12 protein-coding genes are annotated in these 12255 nt (G+C 62.6%); 9 read left to right on the top strand and 3 right to left on the bottom strand.

Annotated elements, in window-relative coordinates:
• Positions 1-55: 55 nt before the first annotated feature.
• The 7 genes from V1277_RS06715 to V1277_RS06685 all read left to right on the top strand — a co-directional run bounded on the left by V1277_RS06715 (position 56) and on the right by V1277_RS06685 (position 6444).
• Positions 56-283, top strand: coding sequence for a putative signal transducing protein (locus V1277_RS06715; RefSeq protein WP_334373640.1), 228 nt, complete (start codon positions 56-58; stop codon positions 281-283).
• Entirely contained in the window at positions 276-1037 is a 762-nt protein-coding gene (locus tag V1277_RS06710; RefSeq protein WP_334415520.1) for a tRNA1(Val) (adenine(37)-N6)-methyltransferase, read from the top strand. The genes V1277_RS06715 and V1277_RS06710 overlap by 8 nt, the downstream gene beginning before the upstream one ends.
• A gap of 249 nt (positions 1038-1286) precedes the next feature.
• On the top strand, positions 1287-2192 hold the full coding sequence (locus V1277_RS06705) for a S49 family peptidase (RefSeq protein ID WP_334415519.1): 906 nt from the start codon (positions 1287-1289) through the stop codon (positions 2190-2192).
• Between the two features lie 208 nt (positions 2193-2400).
• Entirely contained in the window at positions 2401-2592 is a 192-nt protein-coding gene (locus V1277_RS06700) for a hypothetical protein (protein WP_028346932.1), read from the top strand.
• Between the two features lie 211 nt (positions 2593-2803).
• Complete coding sequence (locus V1277_RS06695; protein WP_334415518.1) at positions 2804-3739, top strand: glycine--tRNA ligase subunit alpha; 936 nt, start codon at positions 2804-2806, stop codon at positions 3737-3739.
• Complete coding sequence (gene glyS / locus V1277_RS06690) at positions 3739-5838, top strand: glycine--tRNA ligase subunit beta (RefSeq protein ID WP_334415517.1); 2100 nt, start codon at positions 3739-3741, stop codon at positions 5836-5838. Before V1277_RS06695 ends, glyS begins: the two co-directional genes overlap by 1 nt.
• A 3-nt stretch (positions 5839-5841) precedes the next feature.
• Entirely contained in the window at positions 5842-6444 is a 603-nt protein-coding gene (locus V1277_RS06685) for a class I SAM-dependent methyltransferase (protein WP_028346929.1), read from the top strand.
• Positions 6445-6663: 219 nt separating this feature from the next.
• On the opposite strand, the gene V1277_RS06680 is transcribed toward V1277_RS06685, so the two are convergent.
• Positions 6664-7935 carry an IS701 family transposase gene (locus V1277_RS06680; protein ID WP_334415441.1) on the bottom strand — a complete coding sequence of 424 codons (1272 nt, stop codon included), beginning with the start codon at positions 7933-7935 and terminating at the stop codon, positions 6664-6666.
• 220 nt (positions 7936-8155) lie between these two features.
• Positions 8156-8512, bottom strand: coding sequence for a DUF1236 domain-containing protein (locus V1277_RS06675; protein WP_334415516.1), 357 nt, complete (start codon positions 8510-8512; stop codon positions 8156-8158).
• A gap of 240 nt (positions 8513-8752) precedes the next feature.
• Here V1277_RS06675 and V1277_RS06670 point away from each other — a divergent pair, with 240 nt between their 5' ends.
• Together V1277_RS06670 and ppdK are read left to right on the top strand one after the other, a co-directional pair.
• Positions 8753-8908, top strand: a complete 156-nt coding sequence (locus V1277_RS06670) for a DUF3096 domain-containing protein (protein WP_082637306.1) — start codon at positions 8753-8755, stop codon at positions 8906-8908.
• Positions 8909-9000: 92 nt separating this feature from the next.
• Positions 9001-11871 carry a pyruvate, phosphate dikinase gene (gene ppdK, locus V1277_RS06665; protein WP_334415515.1) on the top strand — a complete coding sequence of 957 codons (2871 nt, stop codon included), beginning with the start codon at positions 9001-9003 and terminating at the stop codon, positions 11869-11871.
• Here the strand turns inward: ppdK and V1277_RS06660 are convergent.
• Positions 11862-12239, bottom strand: a complete 378-nt coding sequence (locus V1277_RS06660; protein WP_334415514.1) for a hypothetical protein — start codon at positions 12237-12239, stop codon at positions 11862-11864. The two genes, ppdK and V1277_RS06660, sit on opposite strands and share 10 nt — an antisense overlap.
• Between the last annotated feature and the right edge of the window lie 16 nt (positions 12240-12255).

Genomic DNA, 12255 nt, shown 5'->3' with positions numbered 1-12255 from the left:
AACGGTTGACAGACCCCGTGCCGTCGTCGCATCGGGGCAAAAAGGAGAACACCACTTGCGGGAATTGGTCAGGACCAACGATATCGTGCTGGTTTCTGCGATCGGCGCGCTGCTCGACGGCGCCAATATCCATCATCTGGTGCTGGACCAGAACATGAGCGTCATCGAGGGATCGCTCGGCATCCTGCCACGCCGCATCCTGGTTCATGAGGACGACAATCGCGCAGCCCGCCAGTTGCTGGCCGACGCCGGTCTGGCTCACGAATTGCGCCCCGATGACTGACCTCGAACTCACCGAGGATGCGTTTCTCGGCGGGCAATTGCGTTTGAAGCAACTGAAATCGGGACATCGCGCCGGTCACGATGCAGTGCTGCTGGCGGCGGCGACCGCGGCCCGTCCGGGCGACCGCGTGGTCGATCTCGGTGCCGGCGTCGGGGTCGCGGGGCTTTCGGTTGCCAGGCGCGTAGCCGGCGTCGATCTGGTTCTGGTCGAGATCGATGCTGTGCTGGCGGGCCTTGCGCGCGCCAATGCGGAGGCGAATGCGATTCAAGCCAGTGTGATCGTGCTTGACGTGGAGGCCGATGCCACAGCCTTTGCCGCTGCCGGACTCCTTCCTGACAGCGTCGATGCGGTGCTGATGAATCCGCCCTTCAACGACCCGGCGCGGCATCGCGTCTCGCCGGACACGGCACGCGGGACCGCGCATATGGCGACCGCAACGACGCTCTCGAAATGGATCCACGCGGCGCGGCGCATTCTCAAATCGAAGGGAGCGCTGACGCTGATCTGGCGTGCCGATGGAATCGCCGAGGTGTTCTCGGCGCTCGATCACGGTTTCGGGAGCCTGCAGGTGCTGCCGGTTCACGGTGACGCACGGGGGCCTGCCAATCGCATCATGGTTCGCGCCACCAAGGGTGGGCGGGCACCGACGCAAATCCATCCCGCCCTGATGCTCAATGACGAGCAAGGTCAGCCCCATAAAAGGGTGCAGGAGATTCTGGTCGGGAAGGGAACCTTGCCGCTCGCGAACCTGTAAAGTCGGCCCGCAACTCCCAATTACTCGCTACTGCGGAAGCGTCTCTGACTGTTGTTTGGGCGCCGACGTAAAATGAATCGCGGTCAGAAGGCTGCCGATGAGCATTATCAGCAGGTAGATTTTCATGTCAGTCTCCGCTGCGCCATTGCAGTCTCTCGTCTGCAATGCAAAAGGCATTCCTGCCAAAAGGCGTTCCGGCCTTTCCAATGACATTGGCGTGATAAAAAATGGTTAATTCGAGGTAACGGCATGAGTGAACAATTAAGTGATCGCACGGGATTGCCGGGCCTCATTGACGGGATGAAACGATTCATTCCGGCAAAATTCCGGCGCGACGCCGCGGTCGTTCCGGTGGTGCGCCTGTCGGGTGTCATCGGTGCGGTGACGCCATTGCGGCCGGGCCTGACGCTGGCCGGCATCGCCAAAACGCTCGAACGCGCGTTCGCCACCCGACACGCCAAGGCGGTGGCGCTGGTGATCAATTCGCCCGGCGGCTCGCCGGTGCAATCGCGTCAGATCTATTTGCGGATCAGGCAGCTTGCTGCGGAAAAGAAACTGCCGGTACTGGTGTTCGTCGAGGACGTCGCGGCGTCCGGCGGCTACATGATCGCCTGCGCCGGCGACGAGATCTTTTGCGATCCGTCCTCGATCCTCGGCTCGATCGGCGTGGTCGGCGGCAGTTTCGGCTTTCAGGACTTGATCAAGAGGATCGGTGTTGAGCGGCGGCTTTACACGGCAGGCGAGCACAAGGCGATGCTGGACCCCTTCCTGCCGGAAGACCCAGATGACGTCGCCCGCTTGAAGACGCTTCAGCGCGAGATTCACGGCATCTTCATCGCGCTGGTCAAAGGCAGCCGCGGTGCGCGGCTCAAGGAGGCCGATGACGTCCTGTTCACCGGCGAGTACTGGGCGGGCGAGAGATCGGTGTCGCTCGGCCTTGCGGACAAGATCGGCGACCTCCGCTCGACGCTGCGCGAGCGCTATGGCGACAAAGTGCTGACGCCCGTCATCGTGCCGACAAGCGGGATGCTGGCCGGGCTCTTGGGCCGCAGATCGCCGGGCGCGGGCTCGCTGGCCGACGGTATCGGGGGATTGCCGGATGACCTGATTTCGGCGCTGGAGACCCGGGCCATTTGGGCCAAATTCGGGTTCTAGAGCGTTTTCAAGCGAAGTGGACACCGGTTCGCGTCAAGAAAACGCGTCAAAACAAGAAGCTAGAGCCCGGTTCTGATTCAATCAGAACCGGGCTCTAGGCCGGACATACCCGCGCCATTTAGTCCCAAAAGCACAATTGCGGCGCAGGCCGGCTTCGGCGAGAATGCAACCTATTGGGGGCTGACACGTGAACGACAAGGATCGACCGATGCCGCCGCTGATCGCATTCGCGGGTGCCCTGGGAGGGCTCGCCGTGGTCCGCTGGGCCTACAAGACTGCTGTCCGTATCAACAGGGAACTCGAAGAGGCACGGCTGGCGCGCGTCGCCGAGGCCACCCAGACGGCCGATATCCCAACGCTGCGCCGCGACCCCGTCACCGGCGCCTACCGGCCGGGTTGACCTGAAACGCGTCATGCCCGGGCTTGTCCCGGGCATCCACGCCCTTGGCTCACCAATAAGAAAGAACGTGGATGGCCGGGACAAGCCCGGCCATGACGGAGAGAGCACGAACTGTCGCGCTTTGGCATCCCGGCATCGCCTTGATTCCCTGCCCCTACGCCGATACGGTCCCGCGCACTTCAAAACCCCCTTCGCGAGACCGATTCTGCCGATGGACGCTTTGCCTGCCCATATGCGCCCGGAACGTTCGTTCCAGGGCTTCATCCTTGCTCTCCAGCGGTTCTGGGCGGAGCAGGGCTGCGTGATCCTGCAGCCCTACGACATGGAAATGGGCGCAGGCACCTTCCATCCGGCGACGACGCTGCGCGCGCTCGGGCCGAAGCGCTGGAATGCGGCCTATGTGCAGCCCTCGCGCCGGCCGAAGGACGGCCGCTATGGTGAGAACCCCAACCGACTGCAGCACTATTATCAGTTTCAGGTGATCATGAAGCCGTCGCCGCCGAACCTTCAGGACCTCTACCTGAAGTCGCTGGCCGCGATCGGTATCGATTCAGGCATCCACGACATCCGCTTCGTCGAGGACGATTGGGAAAGCCCGACGCTTGGCGCATGGGGGCTGGGCTGGGAGTGCTGGTGCGACGGCATGGAAGTCAGCCAGTTCACTTACTTCCAGCAGGTCGCAGGCGTCGAATGCGCACCCGTTTCCGGTGAGCTCACCTACGGGCTCGAGCGGCTTGCGATGTATGTGCAGGGCGTCGACCGCGTCTACGATCTCAACTTCAACGGCCGCGACGGCGCCGACAAGGTCACCTATGGCGACGTCTTCCTGCAGGCCGAGCAGGAATATTCCCGGCACAATTTCGAGCACGCCGATACGGCGATGCTGTTCGAGCAGTTCAAGATGGCCGAAGACGCCTGCAAGAAATATCTCGCAACCGGATGGAAGGAGGGCGGCAATCAGAAGGAGCATCTGATGGCGCTGCCGGCCTATGACCAGTGCATCAAGGCGAGCCATGTCTTCAATCTGCTCGATGCGCGCGGCGTGATTTCGGTGACGGAGCGGCAGAGCTACATCATGCGCGTGCGCGAATTGGCAAAGGCCTGCGGCGAAGCCTGGGTTCACACCGAAGCGGGCAGAGCGATCTGATGCCTGATCTTCTGCTGGAACTGTTTTCCGAGGAAATCCCCGCGCGCATGCAGGCGAAGGCGGCGGACGATCTGCGCCGCATGGTGACCGACAAGCTCGTCGCCGAGGGCCTGGTCTATGAAGGCGCGAAAGCGTTCGCGACGCCGCGGCGGCTGGCGCTGACCGTGCACGGCATTCCCCAGCGACAGTCCGACCTCAAGGAAGAGCGCCGCGGCCCACGCGTCGGAGGGCCCGATGCCGCGATCCAGGGATTTTTGAAGGCGACCGGTCTGGCCAGGATCGAAGACGCCAAGATACAGACCGACCCGAAGAAGGGCGACTTCTACATCGCCCTGATCGAAAAGCCGGGCCGCGCCACCATCGATGTACTCGCCGAGATTCTGCCGGTCATCATCCGAACCTTCCCGTGGCCGAAGTCGATGCGCTGGGGCACACGTTCGACCAAATCGGGTTCGCTCTCCTGGGTGCGGCCGTTGCACTCGATCATCGCGACCTTCGGTCCGGAGACCGAAGAGCCCGACGTGGTGAAATTTGCCGTCGACGGCATCGAGGCCGGGCAGATCACGTTCGGTCATCGCTTCATGGCGCCGTCGGCGATCTCGGTGCGCCGCTTCGAAGATTACGAAGCCAAGCTGAAGGCGGCCAAGGTCGTGCTCGATCCGCAGGCGCGCAAGGACATCATCCTGGCGGATGCCAAGGAGTTGGCGTTCGCGCAAGGCTTTGAGCTGGTCGAGGACCAGGGGCTCTTGGACGAGGTCGCCGGCCTTGTCGAGTGGCCGGTGGCGTTGATGGGATCGTTCGACGAGGAATATCTCACGATCCCGGACGAGGTGATCCGCGCCACCATCCGCAACAACCAGAAATGCTTTGTGGTGCGCGATCCCAAGACCGGGAAGCTCGCCAACAAGTTCATCCTCACCGCCAATATCGAAGCGACCGATGGCGGCAAGGTGATCGTTGCCGGCAACGAGCGGGTGATCCGCGCGCGGCTGAGCGATGCGAAGTTTTTCTATGAGACGGACCTGAAGACGAAGCTGGAAGACCGGCTGAAGAAGTTCGACCAGATCGTGTTTCACGAGAAGCTGGGCACGCAGGCCGAACGCATCAGGCGGATCGAACGGCTGACGGCCGAGATCGCGCCGCTGGTCGGTGCCGACGTCGCGAAGGCCAAGCGCGCCGCGCATCTGGCAAAAGCCGATCTGTTGACCGAGGTCGTCGGCGAATTCCCCGAGCTGCAGGGCTTGATGGGGAAATATTATGCGCAGGCGCAAGGCGAAGACGCCTCCGTCGCCGCCGCGAGCGAGGACCATTACAAGCCGCAAGGCCCTACCGATCGCGTGCCGAGCGATCCGGTAAGCGCGGCCGTCGCACTGGCCGACAAGCTCGATACCCTGGCGGGTTTCTGGGCGATCGACGAGAAGCCGACCGGCAGCAAGGACCCCTATGCATTGCGGCGAGCAGCGCTGGGTGCCATCAGGCTGATCGTTGATAATACGCTCCGGCTGCCGATCTTGAACGTGGCGAAGTCGGCATTGGCTGGTTTGCCGGAAAAGAGCGACGCCGAGAAGCTTCCGGGCGACCTCCTCGCTTTCTTCGCCGACCGCCTGAAGGTCCAACTCCGCGATCAGGGCGCGCGCCATGATCTCGTCGATGCCGTGTTTTCGCTCGGTGGCCAGGACGACCTGCTGCTCATCGTCCGCCGGGTCGAGGCGCTCGGCAAGTTCCTCGACACTGATGACGGCAAGAACCTGCTTGCAGGGACCAAGCGCGCGGGTAACATCCTTTCGATCGAGGAGAAAAGGGACAAGCGCACGTTCGACGGTGCGCCGGATGCCGGGCTCTACGCGCTTGCCGAAGAAAAGGCGCTCGCCAAGGCGATCGACCAGGTCAAGAGCGAGGCCGGAGCCGCAGTGCAGAAGGAAGATTTCGCAGCCGCGATGAGCGCGATGGCGAAGCTGCGGCCTGCCGTTGATGCGTTCTTCGACAAGGTCAAGGTCAATGACGATGAACCCAAGGTGCGCGAGAATCGACTAAAGCTTCTGAACGAAATCCGTGCGGCGACCCGCGCGGTGGCGGATTTTTCCAAGATCGAAGGCTAGACCATGGATCCTCAGACGCTCGCCGCTTATGACCAGGATGCGGCGGCGTTCGCGAAGGACTGGCTCGGTCAGCCGGCGCCCGTTGACCTGCAGGAAGTCGTCGAACGATTTTTCGTGCGCGGCGGCAATTCGGCCGATATCGGCTGCGGCTGCGGCCGCGAGGTCGCCTGGCTTCACACCCACGGCTTTTCGGCGGTGGGCTTCGATGCCTCGGAGGGCCTGCTCAACGAAGCGCGCCGGCGCTATCCGTCGTGCAAGTTCGCGCATGCCGAATTGCCAGATCTGCGCGGCATCGGCACGTTCGATAACGTGCTGTGCGAAACCGTGATCATGCATCTCGACCGCAAGGAGATCGCGGCATCGGTCCGCCGCCTGCTCGATATCGTCAAGCCCAGCGGCATTCTCTATCTGAGCTGGCGCGTCACCGAAGGCGCCGATCAGCGCGACGCGCAGGGACGGCTTTACGCCGCGTTCGATCCGGCGGTCGTGCAGGCGGAGCTGAAGGCCGCGACCGTATTGCTCGACGAAGAGATCGTCAGCGCCTCATCGGGAAAGAAGATTCACCGGCTGGTGGTGAAGAAGCCTGGATTGGAAATTCGCGAGTAGCTGTAGGGTGGGCAAAGCGAAGCGTGCCCACCATCAAGCAGCGCGGTCGGTGATAGATGGTGGGCACGTCGCTAGCGCTCCTTTGTCCTACTGCGTCACGAGCGCTTTCTGACATATCGAGCGGCACGGGCTCCGCAACAGGGGCATCGCGGGAGCCACTTTGTAAGCGCTTTGATCAAGCGTGCACGCATGGTCGCGATCGAGTTTGGAATGTGGCGTTCAGGCCGCAAGGGCGGATCCGCGGGGTCGATAACCGTCGGGTAATGCAGGCGTCGAGAGCAGCGCGGGGGAACGAGGTCCTGAGGGGGGAATCGCGGCTCGCTCGGAGACCAGGAACCCATAGGCCGCGATGCAGAGCGTTGCGTGATGATGGAAGCCACGCCATCCGCGCCCTTCGTAGTGCCCAAGCCCGACCTCCTGCTTGAGTTCCTGATAGTCGCGCTCGATCCGCCAGCGCATCTTGGTGATATCGACGAGCTGGCGGAAGCTGATCTCTGCCGGCAGTGTGGAGAGCCAGTATTTGTATTTGCTGAGCTTTGTTTCGCCCTCCGGCCACTCGATCAGCAGCCACTCCTCTGCGACCTGCCCGGGGATTGCACCATTGTAGCCGACGCGTACGCGCACCCGTGCAAAGCGCGAGGACAGCCAATCGGCCGAGCCTTCGCGCCAGCGGATCGTGCGCCAGGCGTGCTCAGGTAGAGCACGCACCACTTCTTGGGCCGAGATCAGATCGGGCTCATTGCGTCGGCCGTTATTGTTGAGCGATTTGTCGGGCCGCTTCGGACCGGTGCCAGGCGCCCACATCAACACGTTCGGCTGAATGCCCGCCACATAGCTCAATCCCAGGGCAGACACGCTCGTGCGCAATCGCGAGTCACGGCCGTAGTCGAGGTCCATCAACAGCACTCCCAGCGGAAGGCCTGCCGCGTGCGCCCGTTGGATCAACTCGAGCGCAATCTGCTGTTTGGTCTTGAAGCGGATGTCCTCAGGCACCCCGGCCCGATCCCGACGCGCGCGATCCTCGGCCCACTCTTTCGGCAAATAGAGCCGATACCCGACCGGCAAGCTGGCAAAGTGGTTCGCAATCGACAGCGACACTGCCACTTGGCAATTGGCTTCCTTGCCAAGCTGCCCGCAATACTGCGGCTTCACCCCAACCGAATGTCGGCCCTTCTTCGGGATGCCGGTGTCATCGATGATCCAGGCCTCGATCGGCCCGTGCTTCGTGATTGCCGGAACCACCAGTTCGCTGATCTTGGCCAGCACCTTCTCGTCCGACCAACCGCCAGCACCGACAAAGTGCAGCAACGACTGGTGTTGCGCAGAGACACGCGCTGGATCGGTCCGCGCCGCCATCGGCTCTACGCTCTTGCGCTCGCCCGGCAGGATCAGCCCGGTGCAGTAGTCGCGCAGCGGTCGAGCCCGATCCGCCTGACCCATCGCGCTCGCAAGTTCCTCAACATAGGACGCAAACCGGATATCGAGATTCATCTTAGCCTCCACGCTGAGCTTGAATCTCGCAATTATCTGATTCTTCTAGTCGATCGCCCGCGACCCTCTGACTCAGTAGGGTTTGCCCACCCTACAGAACTGCACCGCGCAAAAAAAAGACCCCGCCCGGAGGGGACGCCGGGCGGGGCTTCTTGTCCGGTCGTATCTCGCGCACATCCGCTTGCGCGGCGCCCGGACCAATCGTTCAGGCTACTGAAGGTCAATCGACCACCTGAACGATGCGACGCGAACGCGGTTCGACCAATATCGTCTGGCCGTTCACCACGGTGTAGCGATAGGGCGTCACCCCGAACGATTGCGGCACGTCGTAGTAGGTCACGCCGGCTTCCGGCAGCACGGTGCCAACCGTCACGCGCTCGGAGATCGTATAATTCGGCACGCGTTCACGCACGATGTATTCGCGGAAGGCCGGACGCACGTCGGGCGCGATGCCTTCATGCTCACCGATGACGACAGTGCTGCCGCCGCCTGTGCCGATCGTGGTCTGCGCCTGAGCTGCGATCGGGACCGCCATCGCGCCCGCGATCGCCGCAATGGCAATTAGTCTGTTCCGCATAGTGAACTCCTTCGCGAGAAGAGGTGCCGGCTTTCGCCAGCACACACAATGCGGGCCAATTCATCCCGTGCGGCATTGTTCCGGAAAAAGCGCGGCCTCATCCGCGGCATTTCTGGGGAATTGTTGCGGAGGTTGGAACCCATTGAAGCGGTTGAGCGTCTTGCTATTCCCGAACCGCGCCAGCGGTTAAGTTGCCGCCCTCGATTCGATTTCCCACCCCCGATCATCCCGGAGATTTCAATGACCATCACCGCCACGCATGTTCCCGCGATCGTTGCTCTGCTCGCCGGGATATTCATCCTGATCATGCCGCGGCTGCTCAACTACATCGTCGCGATCTACCTGATCTTCGTCGGCCTGGTGGGTCTCGGCGTGCTCAAGATGTTCAAGTTCTAGCACTGGAAAGCGGGGTTTCGCGGCTTGCGCGGAACCCCTCAAAATGGTGTAAGGCGCGCAATCTTCTTCCCTTTTTCGGATAGTTGGAATCCATGGCCAAAGCCGTCGCGAAGTCCAAGAAGGCTGCAGTGAAATCTGTAGCGAAATCAAAGCCATCCGCCCGGCCGAAGGCCGCGCCGCAGGCCTCGGCCCGCAAAGCGCTGAAGAAGGCCCCGGCCAAGCCGGTCGCCAAGGTCGCGGCCAAGAAGGCTGCCGTCCGCAAGCCTGCCGCCGAGGCGGTAAAATCCGGCAAGTGGGTCTATACCTTCGGCGACGGCAAGGCCGAGGGCAAAGCGGGCCTGCGCGACCTGCTCGGCGGCAAGGGCGCCAACCTCGCCGAGATGGCCAATTTGGGCCTGCCGGTGCCTCCGGGCTTCACGATTCCGACCTCGGTCTGCACCTATTTCTACGCGCATGACAAAACCTATCCGCCCGCGCTGAAGGCGCAGGTCGAGAAGGCGCTTGAGCATGTCGGCAAGCTGACCGGCAAGGCATTCGGCGATTCCAAGAATCCGCTGCTGGTGTCGGTCCGCTCCGGCGGCCGCGCCTCGATGCCGGGCATGATGGACACCGTGCTCAATCTCGGCCTCAACGACAAAACTGTCGAAGCGCTCGCCGAGCTCTCCGGCGATCGCCGCTTTGCCTATGACAGCTATCGCCGCTTCATCACGATGTATTCGGACGTGGTGCTCGGCTTTGAGCATCATCACTTCGAGGACATTCTCGACACCTTCAAGGACAGCCAGGGCTACACGCTTGACACTGATCTCACCGGCGACGACTGGGTCGAGCTGGTCGGCAAGTACAAGGAAGCGGTGGCGCGCGAGACCGGCAGGGATTTTCCGCAGGACCCGCACGAGCAATTGTGGGGCGCGATCGGCGCGGTGTTCTCATCCTGGATGAACGCGCGCGCAGTGACCTATCGCCGCCTGCACGATATTCCGGAATCCTGGGGCACCGCGGTCAACGTGCAGGCCATGGTGTTCGGCAATATGGGCGAAACGTCTGCGACCGGTGTTGCGTTCACGCGCAATCCCTCGACCGGCGAGAGCAAGCTGTACGGCGAATTCCTGATCAACGCGCAGGGGGAGGACGTGGTGGCGGGCATCCGCACGCCGCAGGACATCACCGAGGAAGCGCGCCAGGAATCCGGTTCCGACAAGCCGTCGATGGAAAGCGCGATGCCGGAGGCCTTCAAGGAACTGACGCGGTTCTACACGCTGCTCGAAAAGCACTATCGCGACATGCAGGACATGGAGTTCACGGTCGAGCAGGGCAAGTTGTGGATGCTGCAGACCCGCGGCGGCAAGCGCACCGCGAAGGCTGCGCTGCGCATCGCGGTCGAGCTCGCCAACGAAGGCCTGATCTCGAAGAAGGACGCGGTGATGCGGATTGATCCGGCTTCGCTGGATCAATTGCTGCATCCGACCATCGATCCACAGGCCAAGCGCGACGTGATTGCGACAGGTCTGCCGGCCTCGCCCGGCGCCGCTTCCGGCGAGATCGTGTTCTCATCCGATGAAGCCGCGAAACTTCAGGCTGATGGCCGCAACGTCATTCTGGTGCGCGTCGAGACCAGTCCGGAAGACATTCACGGCATGCACGCCGCCGAAGGCATTTTGACCACCCGTGGCGGCATGACTTCGCACGCTGCGGTGGTCGCGCGCGGCATGGGCAAGCCCTGCGTCTCCGGCTGCGGCGCCATTCGCGTCGACTATGGCCGCGGCACGATGAGTGTGGGCTCCCGCACCTTCAAGACCGGCGACGTCATCACCATCGACGGCTCGCTCGGCCAGGTGCTGGCCGGCAAGATGCCGATGATCGAGCCGAAACTGTCGGGCGAGTTCGGCACGCTGATGGGCTGGGCCGATGCGGTCCGCAAGCTCGGCGTTCGCGTCAACGGCGACACGCCTGACGATGCTCGCACCGCCGTGAAGTTCGGCGCCGAGGGCATCGGGCTGTGCCGCACCGAGCACATGTTCTTCGAGGAAACCCGCATCCGCACCGTGCGCGAGATGATCCTTTCCGAGGACGAACAGTCGCGCCGCGCGGCGCTGTCAAAACTGTTGCCGATGCAGCGCGCCGATTTCGTCGAGCTGTTCGAGATCATGAAGGGCCTGCCGGTCACGATCCGCCTGCTCGATCCGCCGCTGCATGAATTCCTGCCGCACACCCAGGCCGAGATCGAGGAAGTCGCGCGCGCGATGAACACCGATCCGCGCAAGCTCGCCGATCGCGCCCGCGATCTCGCCGAGTTCAACCCGATGCTGGGCTTCCGCGGCTGCCGTCTTGCGATCGCCTATCCCGAGATCGCCGAAATGCAGGCGCGCGCGATCTTCGAAGCGGCGGTCGAAGCCGAGAAGCGCACCGGCGAGGCCATCGGTCTGGAGGTGATGGTGCCGCTGATCGCGACCAAGGCCGAGTTCGACCTGGTCAAGGCGCGGATCGACGCCACCGCGCAGGCGGTGATGAAGGAGACCGGCAAGAAGCTCGCTTATCAAGTTGGTACGATGATCGAGCTGCCGCGTGCGTGCCTGCTGGCCGGCGATGTCGCCCAGACCGCGGAGTTCTTCTCGTTCGGCACCAACGACCTGACCCAGACTACCTACGGCATCAGCCGCGACGACGCCGCGAGTTTCCTCGGCACTTATGTCAGCAAGGGAATTCTCGAGATCGATCCGTTCATCTCGGTCGATCGCGATGGCGTGGGCGAGCTGGTGAAGATCGGCGTCAGCCGTGGTCGCAAGACACGGCCTAATTTGAAGGTCGGCATTTGCGGTGAGCATGGCGGCGATCCCGCCTCGGTAGCGTTCTGCCACGAGATCGGGCTCGACTACGTTTCGTGCTCGCCCTACCGCGTGCCGATTGCACGGCTTGCCGCCGCCCAGGCCGCGCTCGGCAAGAAGATTGAGAGTCAGGCGTAGGGCTTCTTCGATACGATGACGAACACGACGTGATGCCCGGGCTTTGTCCCGGGCATTTGCGTTTTGCTGCCTAGGTGAGAGTCCTCGTTGCGAGGAGCCACCGGGTCGCGCGAATGCGCGCCCGATGACAGGCTCCGCGACGAAGCAATCCATCTATCCGTTATGCGGTGAAATGGATTGCTTCCGCCTTCGCTAAAGCTACGGCGGACAAGTCGCTTCGCTCGCAATGACGGTTGAAACGCTTCAGCACGATAGAGTGAATTGGAACGGGTGCGCTTCACGCGTACCCGCGCAAGAATTTCTTCACCATCTTCGTTGACGGGATGTTTACCACTTTCATCGCGGGCCTGTTTACCAACACTTCTCATGCAATCCGCGAAATTC

The organism is Bradyrhizobium sp. AZCC 1588 (assembly GCF_036924735.1).
GTDB lineage: Bacteria > Pseudomonadota > Alphaproteobacteria > Rhizobiales > Xanthobacteraceae > Bradyrhizobium.
This window is presented reverse-complemented; position numbering and strand designations above follow the sequence as displayed.